21 protein-coding genes are annotated in these 19,446 nt (G+C 44.5%); 12 read left to right on the forward strand and 9 right to left on the reverse strand.

Features of this window, described 5'->3' with window-relative positions; all coding sequences use genetic code 11:
• Positions 1-289 precede the first annotated feature (289 nt).
• From IPL34_RS16735 to grxD, 3 genes are all read left to right on the forward strand, one after another.
• Entirely contained in the window at positions 290-622 is a 333-nt protein-coding gene (locus IPL34_RS16735; protein ID WP_296842637.1) for a hypothetical protein, read from the forward strand.
• Between the two features lie 516 nt (positions 623-1,138).
• Entirely contained in the window at positions 1,139-1,876 is a 738-nt protein-coding gene (gene ppk2 / locus IPL34_RS16740) for a polyphosphate kinase 2 (RefSeq protein WP_296843082.1), read from the forward strand.
• A 114-nt stretch (positions 1,877-1,990) separates the two neighbouring features.
• Positions 1,991-2,362 carry a Grx4 family monothiol glutaredoxin gene (grxD, locus tag IPL34_RS16745; RefSeq protein ID WP_296842638.1) on the forward strand — a complete coding sequence of 124 codons (372 nt, stop codon included), beginning with the start codon at positions 1,991-1,993 and terminating at the stop codon, positions 2,360-2,362.
• On the opposite strand, the gene IPL34_RS16750 is transcribed toward grxD, so the two are convergent.
• Positions 2,352-3,224, reverse strand: coding sequence for a PfkB family carbohydrate kinase (locus IPL34_RS16750; RefSeq protein ID WP_296842639.1), 873 nt, complete (start codon positions 3,222-3,224; stop codon positions 2,352-2,354). The two genes, grxD and IPL34_RS16750, sit on opposite strands and share 11 nt — an antisense overlap.
• A 220-nt stretch (positions 3,225-3,444) precedes the next feature.
• On the opposite strand from IPL34_RS16750, the gene hflK reads away from it, so the two are divergent.
• From hflK to IPL34_RS16780, 6 genes are read left to right on the forward strand one after another with little or no spacing between them, the layout of a single operon-like run.
• Positions 3,445-4,668, forward strand: coding sequence for an FtsH protease activity modulator HflK (gene hflK / locus IPL34_RS16755; protein WP_296842640.1), 1,224 nt, complete (start codon positions 3,445-3,447; stop codon positions 4,666-4,668).
• A gap of 2 nt (positions 4,669-4,670) precedes the next feature.
• Entirely contained in the window at positions 4,671-5,579 is a 909-nt protein-coding gene (gene hflC / locus IPL34_RS16760; protein WP_296842641.1) for a protease modulator HflC, read from the forward strand.
• Positions 5,580-5,582: 3 nt separating this feature from the next.
• Positions 5,583-5,774, forward strand: a complete 192-nt coding sequence (locus IPL34_RS16765) for a DUF2065 domain-containing protein (protein ID WP_296842642.1) — start codon at positions 5,583-5,585, stop codon at positions 5,772-5,774.
• Between the two features lie 7 nt (positions 5,775-5,781).
• Positions 5,782-6,966, forward strand: a complete 1,185-nt coding sequence (locus IPL34_RS16770; RefSeq protein ID WP_296842643.1) for an ATP phosphoribosyltransferase regulatory subunit — start codon at positions 5,782-5,784, stop codon at positions 6,964-6,966.
• Between the two features lie 12 nt (positions 6,967-6,978).
• On the forward strand, positions 6,979-8,271 hold the full coding sequence (locus IPL34_RS16775) for an adenylosuccinate synthase (protein WP_296842644.1): 1,293 nt from the start codon (positions 6,979-6,981) through the stop codon (positions 8,269-8,271).
• A gap of 55 nt (positions 8,272-8,326) precedes the next feature.
• Positions 8,327-9,121: a tRNA threonylcarbamoyladenosine dehydratase gene (locus IPL34_RS16780; RefSeq protein ID WP_296842645.1), complete on the forward strand. Its 795-nt coding sequence runs from the start codon at positions 8,327-8,329 to the stop codon at positions 9,119-9,121.
• 1 nt (position 9,122) lies between these two features.
• Here the strand turns inward: IPL34_RS16780 and bfr (IPL34_RS16785) are convergent, their stop codons facing one another.
• Positions 9,123-9,590 (reverse strand): bacterioferritin, encoded by a 468-nt coding sequence (gene bfr, locus IPL34_RS16785; RefSeq protein ID WP_296842646.1) that lies wholly within the window; start codon positions 9,588-9,590, stop codon positions 9,123-9,125.
• Positions 9,591-9,604: 14 nt separating this feature from the next.
• Positions 9,605-10,069, reverse strand: coding sequence for a bacterioferritin (gene bfr, locus IPL34_RS16790; protein ID WP_296842647.1), 465 nt, complete (start codon positions 10,067-10,069; stop codon positions 9,605-9,607).
• Positions 10,070-10,327: 258 nt separating this feature from the next.
• On the opposite strand from bfr (IPL34_RS16790), the gene IPL34_RS16795 reads away from it, so the two are divergent.
• Entirely contained in the window at positions 10,328-10,537 is a 210-nt protein-coding gene (locus IPL34_RS16795; RefSeq protein WP_296842648.1) for a (2Fe-2S)-binding protein, read from the forward strand.
• 71 nt (positions 10,538-10,608) lie between these two features.
• Here the strand turns inward: IPL34_RS16795 and tolA are convergent, their stop codons facing one another.
• From tolA to IPL34_RS16825, 6 genes are all read right to left on the reverse strand, one after another.
• Positions 10,609-11,883, reverse strand: a complete 1,275-nt coding sequence (tolA, locus tag IPL34_RS16800) for a cell envelope integrity protein TolA (protein WP_296842649.1) — start codon at positions 11,881-11,883, stop codon at positions 10,609-10,611.
• Complete coding sequence (locus IPL34_RS16805) at positions 11,880-12,257, reverse strand: biopolymer transporter ExbD (RefSeq protein ID WP_296842650.1); 378 nt, start codon at positions 12,255-12,257, stop codon at positions 11,880-11,882. Before IPL34_RS16805 ends, tolA begins: the two co-directional genes overlap by 4 nt.
• A complete protein-coding gene (exbB, locus tag IPL34_RS16810) occupies positions 12,254-12,688 on the reverse strand; it encodes a TonB-system energizer ExbB (protein ID WP_296842651.1) in 435 nt (144 codons plus the stop codon). Before exbB ends, IPL34_RS16805 begins: the two co-directional genes overlap by 4 nt.
• 12 nt (positions 12,689-12,700) lie before the next feature.
• Positions 12,701-12,853: a hypothetical protein gene (locus tag IPL34_RS16815; protein ID WP_296842652.1), complete on the reverse strand. Its 153-nt coding sequence runs from the start codon at positions 12,851-12,853 to the stop codon at positions 12,701-12,703.
• A gap of 188 nt (positions 12,854-13,041) precedes the next feature.
• The gene (locus IPL34_RS16820; RefSeq protein WP_296842653.1) at positions 13,042-13,893 is read right to left on the reverse strand and encodes a DJ-1/PfpI family protein; all 852 of its coding nucleotides are present in this window, start codon (positions 13,891-13,893) and stop codon (positions 13,042-13,044) included.
• 9 nt (positions 13,894-13,902) lie between these two features.
• A complete protein-coding gene (locus tag IPL34_RS16825) occupies positions 13,903-16,029 on the reverse strand; it encodes a TonB-dependent receptor (RefSeq protein ID WP_296842654.1) in 2,127 nt (708 codons plus the stop codon).
• 352 nt (positions 16,030-16,381) lie between these two features.
• Between IPL34_RS16825 and IPL34_RS16830 the strand changes: the two genes are divergently transcribed.
• The gene (locus IPL34_RS16830; protein ID WP_296842655.1) at positions 16,382-18,637 is read left to right on the forward strand and encodes a TonB-dependent siderophore receptor; all 2,256 of its coding nucleotides are present in this window, start codon (positions 16,382-16,384) and stop codon (positions 18,635-18,637) included.
• 119 nt (positions 18,638-18,756) lie between these two features.
• Positions 18,757-19,440, forward strand: coding sequence for a Fe2+-dependent dioxygenase (locus IPL34_RS16835; RefSeq protein WP_296842656.1), 684 nt, complete (start codon positions 18,757-18,759; stop codon positions 19,438-19,440).
• The last annotated feature ends 6 nt before the right edge of the window (positions 19,441-19,446 follow it).

Genomic DNA, 19,446 nt, shown 5'->3' on the forward strand with positions numbered 1-19,446 from the left:
AATCAAAACGGATGGTGGCAAGAGGGGAAATTATAGTAGCGCTCAAGAGCAACCTATATTTAAAATAAACATCATGGGTATTTAGTATATGTCAGCCTTAAGATCTAGAAAAGCATCTCATGCTAATTTCCCACTCATCAAAATTCATATTGACGCTAATCTCGGTTTTGTTACCATTTAATCATCTAGCCTGCTGTTGGATAGCGACTCCACAAAATTAAGGCTTAACAAAATACCATTCACCCATATAATAACAATAACTTAGGGTTCAACACAAATGAGCATACCCATGATTGCAGCTATTGATTCACATGTTTTTAATAATGTTCGTAGCCATCTAGGTGATGAGGTTTTCGAGTCTATTGTGACTCAATTTAATAAAGAAACCTCACAGCTTGTTCAGCAACTGCGCCTAGCTTTTACCCAAAACGATACCAGTCGTATTCAGTTATTAGGCTATAAACTGAAAACTTTAAGCCAACAAGTCGGGGCAACACGCCTTGCTCAATTGGCTTGTCAGTTAAGTAATAGTACGCTCCAAACTGTATTACCCGCGATTCAGGCCGAGTATTATCATGTTGTTTATTGGCTCAATGAGCACTACCTGACACAACGTGCTTAAGCATTAAGCTTGAGTTAATAACGGTTTTAATAACTAGCCTCCTTGGTATAAATTGATATTTATCACTGACACATTTTGTCTTTGAGACTACGATATAGGGTTTAGCAGCCTCTTATAAGCCTGCTATTCACTTAGGGACTCATCCAGTCGACCCTAACCAAGGAGGTATTTATGGATAATGATCAAACTGTCGAGCCTACCATTCCTATGACTCAAGACCCGCGCAATAATCAGCCGGTGGATGAGTTTACCATTAATGAGGGTGTTACTAAAACGGGGGCTGCTAAGCTAGCGGCAATAGAAGATATTATTCAAAAGGATGTAAAAAATCCTCCTCTTGATAGTCACAACGTTATTGCCACGCTTGAAACTCTGTTAAATGATGCCTCTCCTGAAGATGCTATATTATTAAAATCAGCCCTACTGAAGTGGACAGATAAGAGCAAACTTCCGGTTAGCCCCGACGATGAATTAGTAGAAAATTGGCGTACTGCGGTTTATCCCTATAAAAATCGTATGTCACGCAAAAACTATGAAAAGCAAAAATACCACTTACAGGTTGAACTCCTCAAACTACAAGCATGGGTACGTGAGACTGGTCAACGCGTGGTTATTCTATTTGAGGGTCGTGATGCGGCAGGTAAAGGGGGAACCATTAAGCGCTTTATGGAGCACTTAAATCCTCGTGGTGCTCGCGTCGTCGCTTTGGAAAAACCTACCGAAACCGAACGGGGTCAATGGTACTTCCAGCGCTATGTTTCTCATTTACCTACCGCAGGTGAGATCGTATTATTCGACCGCTCTTGGTATAACCGTGCAGGTGTAGAACGCGTCATGGGCTTTTGTACCGAAGACGAATACCTTGAATTTATGCGTCAAGCGCCTGAATTTGAACGTCATTTGGTCAAAAGCGGTATTCATGTGATTAAATTCTGGTTCTCTGTAAGCCGTGATGAACAGCGTCGACGCTTTAAAGAGCGCAAAATCCACCCCCTTAAACAGTGGAAACTCAGTCCTATTGATTTAGCCTCGCTAGAAAAATGGGATGAATACAGTAAGGCTAAAGAAGCTATGTTTTTCCACACGGATACGGCTGAAGCGCCTTGGACTATTCTTAAGTCAGACTGTAAAAAACGTGCTCGACTCAATGCTATGCGTTATGTACTCAACAAACTTTCCTATACGGGTAAAGATCCTAAAACGGTCACTCCAGTCGACCCATTGATTGTAGGACGCGCCAGTTTGAGCAACTAAAGCACAGGTTTATTGCCTTAGCTCCATAATGTCCCTACGAGATGTAACGTGTATTTCCCAATAATGCACGTTAGAATAAAGCTACTAATCAGAATTGGCTATTTAGGAGTACTCATGGACGTTATGGAGCGTATTGACCAAGCGGTCAAAAATAATCCCGTAGTGATTTTTATGAAAGGCACGCCACGCATGCCTCAATGCGGGTTTTCCAGCCGTGCGGCTCAGGCCTTAATGCAGTGCGGCGAGGAATTTGCCTATGTCAACGTGCTAGCTGATCCGGAAATTTTCCAAAATTTACCCCGCTATGCCGACTGGCCTACCTTCCCCCAGATTTATATTGATGGCGAATTAGTGGGTGGTTGCGATATTACGGTAGAAATGTTGCAAAATGGTGAGTTAGTACCCGCTGTAAAAGCGGCGGTAGCTAAATATAAAGCCGCTTCCAACAGTGAAGCGGGCAATGATGAAGCCAGCCCTAATGCTTAACTAATCGCGCTAAACCATACTGTTGCACTTTGCGTTGCGCTAATTGCACCGCAAAGTGTACTGCCTCTAGTGTATTTTGCCCCTCACATAAAGCAGCAATCATCCCTGCATTAAATGTATCCCCCGCCCCCAGCGTATCCACCACTTGTACCGTAGGCACGGTTACGTGTTGTATCTCTGCTCCTTTATCCAGCACTAAAGCTCCCTGCTTCCCTAGGGTTAATGTCATTATCGTGTGTGGATAATGACTGCTTAATTGCTGTAGCCATTGCTGGGGAGTGAGGTGTGGATATTGGGCTTGCCAATAGGCTTGTGAAATAAAAACCACATCCACTAAGCCTATTAATACCTCTAAACCCGCACGATTTTTTTCTAGCTCTAATGAAATGCGAGCTTTGAGTTGATGTTGGCGTACCTGTTTAATTAAATGGGGTAAAACTTCTACATTACGCCCCTCAAAATGAAACCAATCATACTGAGCCAGTGGCAGATTATTTAAAGCCTCTTGGGCTAACTCTGGCAAATGCCGATGGTGAATAATAGTGCGACTACCGGTTTGCTGATTGAGTAAAATCACAGAATTAGGGGTTTGATAGCCCGCTAATACCGGTGAATAGCCGATCTCAATCCCCTGTTGCTCTAGCTGTTGTCTTAGCCATTCGCCCTGACTATCCGCTGCAAAGGTATTGAGTAAGGTGCATAGATGGCCTAATTGCTGCAACACTTGCACGGTATTTGTGCCATTACCCCCTAAAGTTTGGGTTTGACTCGTAGCTCGTAGTTCTTCATCTTCTGCTGGATAATGACCGACCTCATAAATATGATCGATTAGAGCATTACCCACCACTAAAATCTGACTCATAAACGCTATTTACTCCTAAAAAGAACCGTCTCTTACCCTAAAACAAGACGCTAGTGATGAAAAGCTCAATTAAAGTCCATTTATTACAGAGTAAAGTTGCCACTCTTAAATGACGTGCTTACAATGCGCTTCTTAGTTTAATTATGCCTGTGCTGTCATTATCACACGCTCAACACTTAACGCATACGTGTCTGGATAGCCATCACTTTAGGAGTTTTTTATGCCCTGGAATGAACCGGGAGATAACAATCAAGACCCATGGACTGGCAAAAAGCGCTCGACGGGAAGCAAAGCTAATCCAGATGAGCTAATCAGCTCATTAACTAAAAAAATGAACGAATTATTAGGAGGTCGCAAAAGCAGTGGTGGCTCTAATAATCAATCCTCTAGCCAAGCCCCTAATTTAAGAACGGTCGGTCTGCTGGCAGTAGTCGGTGTCATTGCGTGGTTAGCTTTTGGTATTTATACCGTAGATGCACGCCAACAAGCGCTAGTATTACGCTTTGGCTCTTATGTAGAAACCACAGGGCCCGGCTTACATTGGCATTTACCCTATCCTATAGAGCGCATTGAAATAGTCGATGTGGATCAAAACCGCAGCGCTCAAGATCGCAGTACTATGCTGACCAAAGACGAAAATATCGTCGATATTGCGGTTTCCGTACAATACAAAGTCAGTGATCCAGTCGCTTATAGCTTTAATGTACTGAATATCGACAGCTCTATTGATCAAAGTCGCGGTACTTTATATCAAGTATTACGCAGTTCTATTCGTGAAATCGTAGGACGCAATAGCATGGACTTCATTTTAAAAGAAGGACGTGAACAAATTGCGGTAGAAGCTCAAACCCTGATGCAAGAAATCCTCAATGGCTATAATGCCGGAGTACGCATTATTAAGGTTAACCTCACCTATGCCGAAGCACCTACTGAAGTGAAAGACGCTTTTGATGATGCCAATCGTGCTCGTGAAGATGCCAACCGCTTCCAAAACGAAGCCGATGCTTACTCTAAAAAAGTAGTACCTGAAGCCCGTGGTCAAGCGGCACGCAAACTAGAAGAAGCAAATGCCTATCGCGCTCAAGTCATCGCTCAAGCAGAAGGGGATGCAGCACGCTTTACTCAGCTTGTCACAGAGTATCAAAAAGCACCCGCTGTTACGCGTGAACGACTCTATCTAGATACTATGGAAAAAGTATTAGGTGGCTCACGTAAAGTGATTGTTGATAACCAACAGCAAAACATTTTGTATCTACCTCTAGAGCAAGGCACTAGCACTTCAAACCTGAAACCTTTACCTGCACCTCCTGCTAGCTTTACCTCGCAAAACAGTGACAGTAATGGGATCACCCCCGCGCCTGCTTCCGTTAATCCGCCTAATACCAGCAACAATATACGCCAAGAGCGCTCTTTAATTCCTAGTGTTGCACGCGAGGGACGTTAATCATGAGTATTACTAATAAATTGAATGCCTCTACGCTTAAAATGATCGGTGCTGCACTGGGTATTTTAATCATTGTGTTATACACCATGGCTTATACCGTAGATCAGCGTGAGCGTGCGATTAAATTTCGCTTTAGAGAAATTGTTGAGTCAAATATCGAGCCTGGACTACATTTTCGCTTCCCGCTCATCGAGCAAGTGGCTTATTTTCCAGCGCAAATTCTTTCCCTTGAATCAAGTTCGGAGCGCTTTTTAACCAGTGAAAAGAAATACGTACAAGTAGATTTTTTCGTGAAATGGCGTATTGAAGACGTAGGCAAGTTTTATCGCTCCACCGGTGGTGGACGGATGCAAGATGCTACTAACCGTTTAGAAGACATTATGAAAGATGGCTTACGTAATGAGTTTTCTAAGCGCACTATCGAAGAAGCATTAAGTGCTCAACGGGCGCAAATCATGCAGGGCTTAAAAACCAAATCCAATGATGCCGCGCAAGAACTCGGTATTGAAGTAGTTGATGTGCGCGTGAGTAAAATCGACTTCCCTGATCAAGTGAGTGAATCGGTTTATGAGCGTATGCGTTCTGAACGTAAGCGCGTGGCTCAAGATTTCCGCTCGCGTGGTAAAGAAGAAGCAGAGAAAATTCAGGCGGCTGCGGATCGTGAGTCGACCATTATCTTAGCGCAGGCGTATCGAGATGCTGAAAGAGTACGCGGTGAGGGTGATGCTAAAGCCGCAGAAATTTATGCTAAAGCTTATCAAGCGGATGCAGCTTTCTACTCGTTCTACCGTAGTTTGCAAGCTTACCGTAGTTCTTTAGGGGATAACTCTAGCACTATGATCCTTGATCCTAATGCTGATTTCTTCCGCTATTTAAAACAACCTCAGTCTAACGCTGTTGCGGCACAGTAATCGATGATTAACTGGCAAAGTCTGCTCACTGCTTTGGCCCTCTTACTGATTATAGAGGGCCTATTGCCGTTTATTAGCCCCCGTTTATCCAAGAAAGCGTATGAGGAGTTTTTAACCTATTCGGAAAAAACCTTACGTTTGATTGGTCTAGCCAGTATTATTGCTGGTATCCTACTGCTCTTTCTGACTGACTAACTCCAATATGTCTAATGCTAATCAATACTGGGCACTCCCTGATGGGATTAATGAGGCATTGCCTAGTGATGCTGCGCGTTTAGAGCGCTTACGCCGTGAACTGCTCGACCTCTATGCCACTTGGGGCTATCAATTGGTGATGCCGCCGATGGTTGAGTATTTAGAATCCTTACGTATTGCTCAAGGTACTGATCTTGATCTGCAAACCTTTAAGCTCACTGATCAGCTTAATGGACGTATGATGGGCGTCAGAGCCGATATGACGCCCCAAATAGCACGCATGGATGCTCATCGCCTTAAGTCCAATGAAATTAATCGTTTATGCTATATCGGCACAGTATTGCGCACCAAAAGCTTTCATCGTGATGGCTCACGCGCTCCCTTGCAAGTGGGGGCTGAATTGTTTGGACATGCGGGCTTAGATAGTGATTTAGAAGTACTGGCTTTACTCCTCCAAACTTTAATGCATTGCCAAGTACCGGATATTTTAGTGGGTATTGGTCATGTCGAAGTATTCAGCGGTTTAGTCGCGCAAGCACAACTCAATGACTTAGAGCAAAAACAATACTTAGCTATATTGGAGCGCAAATCGCTACCAGAGTTAGAGCCTTGGTTAGCAGAACGTTCGTGCAGTGACGAAGCCAAAGCGATGCTTTATGCCTTACCGCGTTTATATGGTGGCGTTGAAGTACTGCAACAAGCCAGAACTGCCTTTAGTGCAGCTAATGCAGAGGTATTAGCCGCACTAGACTATTTGCAACATATTGTTACCCTACTACAGCAACAATATCCGGCTTGTCGTATTCATATCGATTTAGCCGAGCTATCCGGTTATAGCTATCACACGGGTATTGTTTATGCGGTTTACACTCCGGGTACGGGACGTGAAATTGCTCGTGGTGGACGCTATGACGGCATAGGTGAAGCGTTTGGACGTGCTCGCCCTGCAACGGGCTTTAGTACTAATCTACATGAATTAGTACGTTACTTACCCTCTGATACTACTACTAATCAGGCTATTTTAGCGCCAGCCATCAATGATCCTGTTTTAGAACAAACCATTGCCGGACTGCGTTCACAGGGGGAATGTGTTATTCGTATTTTAGAAGGTCAGACCACTACAGCCGCTGATCTAGGACTAACCCGCCAGCTTGTGCATGCAAATGGGCAATGGATTCTTAATAAAGTTTGAGTGAGAGTAAGTATGGGTAAGAATGTTGTTGTACTCGGTACACAATGGGGAGATGAGGGTAAGGGTAAAATCGTTGATTTGCTCACCGAGAAAGCCGCCGCAGTCGTGCGCTTTCAAGGAGGACATAATGCCGGTCATACCCTAGTGATTAATGGTAAAAAAACCGTATTACATTTAATTCCTTCCGGTATTTTACGCACCGAGGTGGAATGTCTGATTGGTAATGGGGTAGTGCTTTCTCCTGAAGCGCTGTTAAAAGAAATTACTATGTTAGAAAACAATGGCATCCCAGTACGTGAGCGCTTACGTATTTCTGAATCCTGCCAATTGATTCTGCCCTATCATGCGGCCTTAGACTTAGCGCGGGAAAAAGCCCGTGGCAGTCAAGCTATTGGCACTACCGGACGTGGTATCGGTCCAGCCTATGAGGATAAAATTTCACGTCGTGGCGTCAGAGTGAGTGATCTATTAGATCCCGCCCAATTTGAAGCTAAATTACGTACTATTTTGGAATATCATAATTTTATTTTAGTTAATTACTATCATGCTGAGCCGGTTGATTTCCAACAAACCTTGGAACAAGGTTTAGCCATGGGTGAAATCTTGCGCCCTATGATTATGGATATTCCACACCGCTTATATGAACTGCGCAAAGCTGGACATCATGTCATGATGGAAGGTGCACAGGGCACTTTACTCGATATTGATCATGGTACTTACCCTTATGTCACCTCCTCCAATACTACAGCGGGTGGCGCTTGTACCGGAGCGGGTGTTGGTCCTCGTGATTTGGATTATATTTTAGGGATTACTAAAGCCTATACCACACGAGTGGGCTCAGGCCCCTTCCCCACTGAACTATTTGACGATGTGGGTAAGCATATTGCTAAAACAGGTCAAGAGTTTGGCGCCACTACAGGGCGTGCACGGCGTTGTGGCTGGTTTGATGCAGTAGTACTACGCCGCGCTATGCAGCTTAATAGTATTAGTGGTCTGTGCATTACAAAACTGGATGTACTAGATGGTATTGATACGATTCGTTTGTGCGTAGCGTATGAACTAGATGGGGTGCAATACGATGTGCCTCCCGTCTCAACCGAGCGTTTTGCACAATGTACCCCTATTTATGAAGAGCTACCCGGCTGGACAGAATCAACCTTTGGTGTTACCGATTACAATCAACTACCCGCTAATGCTCGTTCTTACTTAAAGCGTATTGAGCAAGTATTAGAAACTCCGATTGATATTATTTCCACCGGACCTGATCGAGAACAAACCATTATTCTCAATCATCCTTACGCTTAACCCCTCCCCAACCCTCCCCTTATCAAGGGAGGGTGTAAGACGAATTAGCATTACTATGACCACTTGTAGCACTGAACCTGACCTCAATCGCCGTTTTGGGGGAATTGCTCGCTTATATGGTGTGGAAGGTTTAGCCCGTTTACAACAAGCGCATGTGTGTGTAATTGGTGTGGGCGGGGTTGGCTCGTGGGCAGTCGAAGCTTTAACACGTAGCGGTATTGGGCATTTAACCTTAATCGATTTAGATTCTGCGAGTGAATCTAATATCAATCGGCAATTAGTCGCTTTAGATAGCACTTTAGGCAAAGCTAAAGTTACTATTTTAAAAGAACGCTGTTTTGATATTAATCCCCAATGTTCAATAACGGCTATTGAAGATTTTGTAGAATTAGAAACGATTAATACCTTAATCAAGCCTAATTTTGATTATGTCATCGATTGTATTGATAACTCTAAAATCAAAGCCGCCTTGATTGCACATTGTAAACGCCAAAAAATTAAAATGATTACTTTAGGCGGTGCAGGTGGACAAAAAGATCCTACTAAAATTCGCCTCACTGATTTAACTAAAAGCCTGCAAGACCCCTTATTATCTAAAGTGCGTAAACTACTACGTCAGGATTATAACTTTACCCGTAATCCTAAACGGCGTTTTGATATACCGTGCGTATGGTCTGAAGAAACCATGAGTTTTGCCGATAATGCTAGTGCTAAGACGGGACTTACTTGTGCGGGAGGCTTAGGCTCGGTGATGACAGTAACGGCTACGTTTGCGCTGGTAGCTGTCAGTTATGTCTTGGATAAACTAACAGCCCCTAGTAAAGACAATAGCAATACTCAGACTGAATAGATTACATCTGAGATTGTAAATAATTCTGCAACCCTATTTTATCGATTAAGCCTAATTGTTTTTCTAGCCAATAAGCATGATCTTCTTCGGTATCAAATAGCTGTGCTTTAAGTAGATCACGGGTGACATAATCGTGTTCTTCTTCACATAATTTAATAGCCGCTTTTAAAGTCCCTACGACATGATATTCAAGTGCTAGGTCATTTTTGAGCATACTAATCACGTCACTACCCACATTTAAATTATCTTGATTATTTAAATCAGGTATACCGCCTAAAAATAAAATGCGCTTAATCATCGCATCCGCATGCTGGGTTTCCTCTTGACGCTCGTGATCTAAACGCTCATATAGTTTGGTTAAACCCCAATCATCATACATACGGGAATGAATAAAATATTGATCGCGTGCCGCTAATTCGCCCGCCAGTAATTTTTTCAGCTCGTCAATAACACGTTGGCTACCTTGCATGCCAATACTCCTTTTTACATCATCGTTTGTAAATAATTAGGCAGACCTGCATTAGCTATTGCCCATTGTTGACTCTCTAACCAGTCGATTTGCTCTTCTTCGGTTTCTAATAGATCTTCTAATAAATCACGCGAAATATAGTCCAGCTCCTGCTCGCACCGAGCAATGGCACTGCGTAACTCCGTCACGATTTCACTACTAAGACGTAAATCATTAGCTATTATTTCCGGTACATCCTCGCCAATATAAATTTTGCCTAAGTCTTGTAAATTAGGTAGACCTTCTAGAAACAGAATACGCTCAATAAGTTCATCTGCCTGTTTCATAGCCTTAATAGAGCGGTGATACTCCTTATCATTAAGCTTTTCTAAGCCCCAATTGCCACACATACGGGCATGTAGGAAATATTGATTGATAGCGGTAAGCTGACTACGCAGCACTTGATTGAGTACTTGATTCAGAGCGGGATTGCCTTTCATAACTTAATTCCTGTGGCTAAACAGCTTTTGATAGGTGACTTCGATGCTAAGAGTTGATGTCATTGAAGTCAAATGGCGCTAGGGATTTAAGCACATTTTACCCCATTAGAGAGCAGTGTGCTTTTTTCTACCCGTCATTACCAACATTCGCTGTTAGGTATTGACGCTATTACATCAGGATTACTTGCTTTGGTAAGTAAGAGCCTTTATGATTGACCTATAAATACGAATCAATCTCATTTACAGGTACAGCTTAATATGTATGTGTGCGTTTGTAATGCGGTAACTGACCGTGATATTAAAAAAGCAATAGCTCAAGGTCATGATACTTTTGATAAAGTGTGCTGCCAGTTGAAAGTAGCCTCCTGCTGTGGACGTTGCCAGTGTATGGCACGCCAAATTATTGATGAAGCCACTCAAGAACAAAGCATTTACTCTGCCAACGATCTAGGCATTGCTTTTGCCTAAGACTCTATTTTTCCAAGATAATATTCAAAGCCAAGGAGTACTAATAACCGTACTCCTCGTCATCTACTCACTCAAGTCAATCTAAAATGCACCGGCACACGCACGCGTGAACGTACTGCCTGACCATTCTTGCGAGCTGGCTCAAATTTCCATGCTTTAACTGCCCCTAATGCCGCACTATCTAATACGCTATGCCCAGAAGATTGATGGACTTTCACTAAACTGACATTACCACTGGTATCAAGCTGTGCCTCTACAATCGTAGTGCCTTCATAACCCTCTTCCTGAGCACGACGTGGATAAGGGGGTTGAGTAGGTGGAGTACGATAGCGCGGACTACTAATCAATGGATTACTATTTACCACCTCAGACTCACCGCCTAGGGTTGCATCACTCGGCTTAGAGGCTTGGATAGCTTTTGCGGCTTGGGTAGCTTCCCAATGCTTACGAGCTTCGGCTTGTTGACGGGCTTGCTCAGCTCTTGCTTTAGCTTGGGCAGCCGCTTGCTCTGCCTCACGCTGTTTACGGGCTTGTTCGGCTTCCCAGCGCTTACGGGCGGCGGCTTGAACACGCTCTTGTTCCGCTTGTTGGCGCATGGCTTCAGCTTCACGCTGTTTACGTACTTGCTCAGCTTCCCATTTTTTACGCGCGGCGGCTTGAATACGTTCCTGCTCCGCTTTTTGTCGTGCTAATTCAGCCTCGCGCTGTTTACGGGCTTGTTCGGCTTCCCAGCGTTGACGCGCGGCGGCTTGAATGCGCTCTTGCTCCGCTTGTTGGCGAGCCTGTGCTGCACGTTGTTCGGCTTCACGTTGTTTACGCTCTTGTTCTGCTTGCCAACGTTTTAAAGCTGCTTGTTTAATACGCTCTTGTTCCGCTTTTTGTTTAGCCACTAGCGCTTGTTGCTGCAATTCAGCGGCACGATCCGGTTTCGGTGGTTCTACCTTTTTAGGCTCCGGTTTTGGCTCTGGTTTGGGTGGTTCTACCTTTTTAGGCTCCGGTTTTAGCTCTGGTTTAGGTGGCTCCACTTTTTTCGGTTCCGGTTTTGGTTCCGGCTTGGGCGGTTCCGGCTCTGGGGCGGGTTTTGGTTTAGGAGGCTCCGGTTCCGGTGCCGATTCTGGAATAGGCTCTGGAACGGGCGTTGGTTCTAGCACGGGTTCAGGAGTAGGCTCTGAAATAGGTTCTGGCTTTGGTTCTGGAGGGGGCTGGAACATGGCTAAATCAATCGCCACTAATTCTGGTTCTGGCTCCGGTGGCTTTTGAGCTAGCACTAAAGGCACAATGAACACTACTAAAGCGGCATGAATGGCAGCGGATAATCCATAGCCTGTGACTTGATTCCATTTCATGGTTGTTGCGCTTGAATGGATACGTTTTTAAATGGACGACTCTTTAAAGCGTCTAATACCTTGACAAAGTGCTCGAAAGGAACACCTTTATCAATGCGCAGCACAATCATTTCATCTTCTTGATAGCTATTTAAGCGCTCGATTAATTGCTCAAAGGCGATAGCTTCCTCTTGGATAAAAAGCTGATGTTGAGCATTAATCGCAATTTGCACCGGTACTTCATCGCCCCGCGTTTCAGTGATGCGCTCTGCTTCGGGTAAATTCACTTCAATTAAACCCTGCGACACAAAAGTTGCCGTTGTCAGCACAATAGCGAGTAGCACTAGCATAATGTCAATAAACGGAATCATATTGATCTGATCAAAGCGTTTCATGCTTTAACCCCGTCTTGCAGTGCCGTCCAGCGCCCGACTAAGACATCAACTTTACGCAATAGACCGTTATAAAACACCATCGCGGGAATAGCGACCACCAGCCCTGCGGCAGTGGCTTTAAGTGCCATCGCTAATCCCACCATAATGCTATTGACATCGATTTTGCCGCCCTGCCCCATTTCATAAAACGTGACCAAGATACCCAACACGGTTCCTAATAAGCCAATATAGGGCGCATTAGAGCCGACCGATGAAATACCGGTTAGGTTGCGTGTAAGTGCGACTTTGAGTAATTCAATATGCTTGAAATGGTCCAGATTGATACGCATGAAATAGATATAACGCTCAATCACTAGCGCCAGCATAATAAAGCTCATTAAGCCCAAAATACCTAATACGGCGTGATCTAAGTACAGTTTAAGTAGTTCCATCGAGGGCGGCTCCTAGCGCACGGGGGAATGCACGACGGCACAATCCGCGATATTGAGCGATAAGCACTCGGTCGTGGGCTTCACAGGGGCAGCCGTATTGGCGGGGGTATGGGCATTGTTACAGGCAGTTAAGCCCATGAGCAAAAGCCATGTAAAGTACTTCATGATGCAAAATATCCTACAGAAAAATAGTTGCTCCAGCGTTTAGGGTTAGCTGGCTAAGGCGACACACTGTAATTGAAAATAATTCTCATTTCAATATTAATGAGAATTATTATCTAAAGGGATATAACCATAACTATTTAGATGCGTAACAAGTGTAACTACTAAATGATAGCCTTATCAGTAAGTTACTACCCTAAAGCTTTTTTAATCGCTGCCTGAGCTTTGTCATTATACCCAGTGAACATCTTACTCATGAGTTGCACGGCTTCTTTAGGTGCGGTTTCAGGTGTGCCTGCATTAAAAGGAGGTTGGGGAGCATACTCAGCCAGTAATTGCATATTTTGTGCATAAAAAGTATCACGCAACTCAGCAATCAAGGATAAACCTAAATCGATACCCGCCGTAACACCTGCTCCAGTGATACGATTACGATCCCGCACTACGCGTTCATTCACAGGCGTTGCGCCACCTGCCACCAATGCCTCACGCGCTACCCAGTGCGAAGTGGCTTTATAACCTTGCAATAAACCCGCTCCGGCTAAAATCAGCGACCCAGTACAAGTGGAGGTGACATATTTAGCTCTACTGCCACGATCTCGCACAAAAGCCATCAACTTTTCATCTTCCAAAGCTCTAATCACCGATTCACCGCCCCCCGGAATAAACAATACCGTTAAATCTTGTGGCACTTCATCGTAGGTAGCCGTAGGGACAATAGTGACTTTAGTATCGCTGGTCACAGGCTCACGGGTAGCCGCCACAATATGCACGGTTGCCCCCATTAAACCTGCAAACATATAGTGTGGTCCGATTAAATCTAGCGCCGTAAATTCTGGATAAATCAACATGGCAATCTGATCCGGCTTAGTCCAATCAGCAGGCATCATCGATAGATTATGATTAGATTGATGATCCACCTTTGGCGCTTCAGGTACTACAGCAGGAGTAGCTTTGTCGGATTCAGCCGCCCATAAACGACTACCGACACCCGCTAAGAGCATACCTAGCGTACCAGCCATAAAATGACGACGATTTTGCATAACACGCTCCTAGAATTTAAGGGCTGCACTAAAATAAATGGCTCGATCACTACCCGGAGCTACCCGCCCACCAAAATAGTTAAAGCGTTCAAAATACTGCTTATTGGTCACATTCTTAACCGTCAATGCGGTTTCAAAATGCTTAGTCTCATAACCAAACTTCATATCAAACTTATGAAAAGCAGGTGCTTTGAAATCATTACTGCCCGTCAGCATAGTAGCCGACTGAGCATACACTCCCGCCCCCATACTAAAACCTTTAGCGCGACCCTGCTTAAATTGATAATTACCCCAAACACGCCCCGAATGCTCTGGCACACCCGCTAGTTGATTCCCTGCTGGAATAGTTCCTGCTGCTTTGGTATATACCGCGTCGGTATTGGCATAACTTCCTGTTAAACTGAAATTTGCAGTCGGTTGCCACACCATATCCAGCTCAACGCCCTTAGAGCGTTCTGACCCATTAGGTAAAGAAGTCAGTCCCCCCGTAGCAGGATCGGGTATAGTGGTATGGTTACGCTCAATCTCAAAAGCAGCTAAAGAACCTGATAGTTTTTGATTAGCCCCAAACTTAAACCCTAACTCTTTTTGTTTAGACTCAATAGGTTGAGGTGTATCAGAGTAGTTTGCCCAACCCACACCGCGTAGCCCCTCACTATAACTGGTAAAAGCAGATACTTGCTTATTGAGATCAATGACCACACCAGCACGCGGTAAGGTTTTAGTTTTTTGAGTGTGATCATCTGCGCCAAAGTTATCGGCATAGCCCACCTGTACCTTAGCTAACTTAGCGCCCCCTAATAGATGCACACGATCATGCATACTATGTTGGGCTTGAGCATAGACACCTGAGGTTTTATTAGCCACTTTACCAGACCAACGAAACGCAGTATTCGGGTCAGTATAGGGTAAAGAAAAAGTGGGATTAGTGAGATCAACCGCAGCAAAACCATCAGTATCCATAAACCCATCATCGTCTAAAGTACTATGCTCAGCTCCTAACACTAAATGGGTTTGCGTTTTTGGGGTTGTGAACTCTCTTTTAAGTTCGGCAGTCACGCTGACATCTTCTTGTTGTTGGTACAAATTAACATTAGTCATGCCCCACACCGAACCAGCACTAGGTTTATTAGCAACAAACCCATCAGCCCCCACTAACGTTTGACCTTTTTCATCAAACTCACTATTAGCTTTACGCACTTTTGTGCTAAATGACCATCTGTCATTCCATTGATGATCCAAAGTAGCGGTCACACTATCTAGCTCAGAAGTAGAGTCTGGAAGGTCGCTATTACCTACAAATAAATGGCGATTAATTTTAAAATCACCTGCAATAGTCCCCGTAGCGGGTAAGCCTTGATAATCCTGCCCTTTCCAGCGTGATGTTTTACCTTGTAACACTAACGCCGTCTTATCATTAAAATTGATTTTTAGTGTGGGATTTAAGTTATAGGTTTCACGCTTGAGGCGTTCGATAGGGCTTTTAGAGCGCGTGTATTCGCCTGTAACACGTAATTGTACGTTTTCACTCAAAGGCTGGTTAATATCAAACGTAGGTTTAACTACACCATGACTACCAACCGTAATACCCACTTTTGTCGCTTTCTGAGCGCTGGGTAGTTTAGATACCAAATTCACCGCGCCCCCTGTTGGAGTGCCAGAATTTCCACCATAAAGCACGGCATTAGGTCCTTTTAAGACTTCTATGCGCTCAATATTAATAGTGCTCTCTCGATCACCCGTATTGTAATTGAGATTGGAGCCATCTTGTAAATGCTCGGCTGCAAAGCCACGCACCAACGTAGACTCCCAAGCGGGTATAATGGCGATGTGATTAGGGACTACTCCACTGACATTCTGCAATGCCTCACCCACTGATTGCACTTGCTGATCGTCCATTAACTTTTTGGGAACGACTTGAACCGATTGGGGAATTTTCTTTAACGGGGTCCGTGTTTTCGTCGCACTATCAGCGGTTGTAGCAATATACTGATCAACTTGACCCGCACTGGTATTCACAGGTTTAGTGCCTAAGACGGTAACTCCCTGAAGTGCAGTCACCTCATCCACAGCAAATACATTTAAAGATAAACAAGCCAAGATAATGGCTGAATATAAACTTGATCGTTGTAACATTAGACCCCTCAAACTACTGACTTTCCGAAAATGGTCTAACGTCCAGCACTTTCTGTACCAAACAATAATTATTTGATTTATATAGATATAATACCCTATAGAATTAGTTTACTATGTGAAATAACGCATAAGTTGTGTTTTATAACGCCTTGAGTTTTAACGAACTATAAAGTACTTCATGATGCAAAATATCCTACGGAAAAATAGTTGCTCCAGCATCTAGGGTTAGCTGGCTAAGGCGACACACTGTAATTGAAAATAATTCTCATTTCAATATTGACATTAACAATAATCATTCTCATTATAAAAAAGACAACGAATTGAGTCAGTATAACTTTTGGGAGTTTCTACGGTGAGTTTGGATCACAAACCCTTGTCTTTGCGTTCAACCACGCAAATAGCCTCACGCCATGTGTCCTTGGCTTCGGGTACTTTATTAGCACTAGGCAGTACATTGCTCATGCCTATCAGTCACGCGGCTGATACGTCCGCTACCCCTGTTACTAGCGAAAAGATGCTAGAAGGTGTCACTGTTACTGCCAAACGCAAACCTGTCACTGCTGCGGCTGCCAATCCTAATGCCGACCCTGAAGCTCCGTATAAGATTGATAAATCAGGTAATAGTAAGTTCACCGAACCACTCCTCAATGTTTCTAAAACCATTACCGTAGTGGGTAAAGAGCAGCTTAAAGACTCAGGCACAACTGCGCTGAAAGAACTGATGCGCTCTCAACCGGGTATTACTTTAGGCACAGGTGAGGGTGGTAATGCAGTAGGTGATCGCTTTATCATTCGTGGTTTTGATAGCCGTAACGACCTGTTCACTGATGGTCTGCGTGATCCGGGAGTGACTACCCGTGAAGTATTCAATACTGAACAAATTGAAATTGCTAAAGGTCCTAGCTCTACTTTTGCAGGGCGTGGCACTACAGGGGGAGCAGTCAATAGCGTTAGTAAAAAACCTCAAAGTACTCATTTCGCTAAAGGCTCGGTCACAGTAGGCAATGACAAACGTGTCACGCTAGATGCTAACCGTGTGCTGAGCGATAAACTAAAAGTCCGAGCCAATGTGATGGTGCAAGACTCTGAAGTCGCGGGACGTAATGAGGTGTTTGATAAGCGTAAAGGGTTGGCATTCGCAGCAGACTACCAAGCCACTGATAAAGTGAGTGTTTTAGTCGACTATTATCACTTAAAAGGTGAATCTATTCCCGACTTTGGACACCCTTGGGATCCCACTACTAATAGGCCCGTCAATGTCAAGCGCGATAATTTCTACGGTATTGTAGGGCGTGACTTTCAAGACACCTCCGCCGATATTTTCACAACTACGCTACAAGTCGATTTTTCTGATAATACCCGCTTAACCAGCAAAATGCGGGCTGGTGAAACCACGAATGATTATGTAGCAGGTGCACCAGAAGGTGCGAATATCGCAGCAGGTACTGTCCAATCGCGTGCTAAATCCGGTGGTTTTACGAATAAGATTATTGGTAATAACACTCAGATAACTCATGAACGCCATAGCGGTAATACTGAGCATACTATTATTGCCGGCTTTGATGTTAGCAACGAGGAGGTTAGTAATCAGCCCTATGTATCTACTACGGTAGTGGTCGATATTCAAAACCCGAATAATAAGCCAACGAGTGTACCTAGCGTCACCCGCCGTGATTTTGCCTCTACTTTGAAGGCTCAATCACGCTCTCTTTATGCCATGGACACCATCAAGTTTAACGAGCAATGGCAATTGTTTGGTGGCTTACGCTACGATCAATTCAAAATTCACAATAACCCTATTAACTATGCTACCGGAGTACCTACTGGCTCAGCTCGCTATGATCGAGGCTTTACTAATGGTCATGTAGGCTTAGTCTTTAAGCCTAAAGCCAATGCTAGTGTGTATACCTCCTACAGTACCTCCTCCAACCTACCCGGTGAAATGTATGACGGCGTGGGTGATGTTGCCTATGGGGGTCTAACCGAAGCTATTCAAGACTTTAAACCCGAACAAAACAAAAGTATTGAACTAGGCACTAAATGGAATGTGGCGAATGATAATCTAGCCTTAAGTGCCGCCGTTTTCCAAACCGATAAAAAGAATAAAATTGAGTCCTTACGAGCGGGTGCGGTGACTACCTATCATCAAACAGGTGCTATTCGTGTCAAGGGAATTGAGTTCGGTGTATCGGGTAATCCCACTCCCAAACTCAATTTATCCGGTGGCTTAACCTATATGGATACTGAAGTAACTCACTCAGCCGATCCTACTATCATTGGTAAAGAAGTGGCTAACGTTGCCGCCAAGAGTGCTAGCCTACAAACTAAATACCAAGTCACACCTAAACTTGCCGTAGGTGGTACGGTCGTGCATACGGGCAAAATCAAAGGTGGAGCCTTTGCCGCCACCACTGACCGAGAACTGCCCTCCTCGAATCGCTTAGATTTGATGGCACAGTACAAACTGTCCAAAAAGTTGACGGCTCAACTTAATGTCAATAACGCTACAGACGAGACTATATACGAAGCGCTTTATCGTAGTGGTTCACCCTTTACCTACGTCGCTCCGGGGCGTGCCGTCAATGTAACCTTTAACTACGATTTCTAATAGTCATCATATGTCCTTGATTCAGTACTCTGTCACTTAGCTCCACAGAGTCCGGTTTCACTGGGCTTGTTTACTCTCTCGTCCTACAGCGAGAGAGTATCTTTTAAGGATGCAACCTTATGTTACTCACCCTACCCCAAGTACTCAGCCCTGAAGCAGTCGACTATTGTCGCAACCAATTATTAAGCGCCGAATGGGTCGATGGTAAGGCGACCGCCGGGCAACAATCCGCCCAAGCCAAATACAATCACCAACTACCTGAATCCAGCCCCATCGCTCGCGCTTTGGGTGATTTTATTCTTGATGCCTTGGTGCAATGCCCTACCTTCATCGCCGCCGCGTTACCGCTCAAAATCTTCCCACCGCTTTTTAATTGCTATCAAGACGGCGGGCATTTTGGCACGCATGTGGATAACTCGATTCGCCATATTCCGGGCACGATTGTCCGCATCCGTACCGACTTATCCTGTACTTTATTTTTGACTAATCCCGATGATTATGACGGCGGTGAACTGGTTATTGAGGATACCTATGGCAATCAAAGCGTGAAGCTCAACGCTGGCGATCTGGTGCTCTACCCTTCCACCAGTTTGCATCATGTCACGCCTGTCACTCGTGGGGCGCGGATTAGCTCATTCTTTTGGTTACAAAGTATGGTGCGTGACGATGGTGAACGCGCCCTACTTTATGACCTTGATCAAAGCATTCAAACCCTAGCCTCTGAAGCAGGACTCAATCACCCTAATGTAGTGCGCCTATCTGGGGTCTATCACAATCTAATGCGCCGTTGGGCTGATACCTAAAGGAAA

Origin of the sequence: Thiofilum sp., assembly GCF_016711335.1 — a bacterium.
Taxonomy (GTDB): Bacteria; Pseudomonadota; Gammaproteobacteria; order Thiotrichales; family Thiotrichaceae; genus Thiofilum.

Excerpts from the sequence above, each read along its gene's own strand:
- bfr (WP_296842646.1), bottom strand. The coding sequence starts at position 9,590 with ATGCAAGGTAGCCAACGTGTTATTGACGAGCTGAAAAAATTACTGGCG.
- IPL34_RS16805 (WP_296842650.1), bottom strand. The coding sequence starts at position 12,257 with ATGAAACGCTTTGATCAGATCAATATGATTCCGTTTATTGACATTATG.
- IPL34_RS16780 (WP_296842645.1), top strand. The coding sequence starts at position 8,327 with ATGACCACTTGTAGCACTGAACCTGACCTCAATCGCCGTTTTGGGGGA.
- IPL34_RS16735 (WP_296842637.1), top strand. The coding sequence starts at position 290 with ATGATTGCAGCTATTGATTCACATGTTTTTAATAATGTTCGTAGCCAT.
- tolA (WP_296842649.1), bottom strand. The coding sequence starts at position 11,883 with ATGAAATGGAATCAAGTCACAGGCTATGGATTATCCGCTGCCATTCAT.
- IPL34_RS16835 (WP_296842656.1), top strand. The coding sequence starts at position 18,757 with ATGTTACTCACCCTACCCCAAGTACTCAGCCCTGAAGCAGTCGACTAT.
- IPL34_RS16795 (WP_296842648.1), top strand. The coding sequence starts at position 10,328 with ATGTATGTGTGCGTTTGTAATGCGGTAACTGACCGTGATATTAAAAAA.
- ppk2 (WP_296843082.1), top strand. The coding sequence starts at position 1,139 with ATGTCACGCAAAAACTATGAAAAGCAAAAATACCACTTACAGGTTGAA.
- hflK (WP_296842640.1), top strand. The coding sequence starts at position 3,445 with ATGCCCTGGAATGAACCGGGAGATAACAATCAAGACCCATGGACTGGC.
- hflC (WP_296842641.1), top strand. The coding sequence starts at position 4,671 with ATGAGTATTACTAATAAATTGAATGCCTCTACGCTTAAAATGATCGGT.
- IPL34_RS16820 (WP_296842653.1), bottom strand. The coding sequence starts at position 13,893 with ATGCAAAATCGTCGTCATTTTATGGCTGGTACGCTAGGTATGCTCTTA.
- IPL34_RS16750 (WP_296842639.1), bottom strand. The coding sequence starts at position 3,224 with ATGAGTCAGATTTTAGTGGTGGGTAATGCTCTAATCGATCATATTTAT.
- bfr (WP_296842647.1), bottom strand. The coding sequence starts at position 10,069 with ATGAAAGGCAATCCCGCTCTGAATCAAGTACTCAATCAAGTGCTGCGT.
- grxD (WP_296842638.1), top strand. The coding sequence starts at position 1,991 with ATGGACGTTATGGAGCGTATTGACCAAGCGGTCAAAAATAATCCCGTA.
- IPL34_RS16775 (WP_296842644.1), top strand. The coding sequence starts at position 6,979 with ATGGGTAAGAATGTTGTTGTACTCGGTACACAATGGGGAGATGAGGGT.
- exbB (WP_296842651.1), bottom strand. The coding sequence starts at position 12,688 with ATGGAACTACTTAAACTGTACTTAGATCACGCCGTATTAGGTATTTTG.
- IPL34_RS16765 (WP_296842642.1), top strand. The coding sequence starts at position 5,583 with ATGATTAACTGGCAAAGTCTGCTCACTGCTTTGGCCCTCTTACTGATT.
- IPL34_RS16815 (WP_296842652.1), bottom strand. The coding sequence starts at position 12,853 with ATGAAGTACTTTACATGGCTTTTGCTCATGGGCTTAACTGCCTGTAAC.
- IPL34_RS16825 (WP_296842654.1), bottom strand. The coding sequence starts at position 16,029 with ATGTTACAACGATCAAGTTTATATTCAGCCATTATCTTGGCTTGTTTA.
- IPL34_RS16770 (WP_296842643.1), top strand. The coding sequence starts at position 5,782 with ATGTCTAATGCTAATCAATACTGGGCACTCCCTGATGGGATTAATGAG.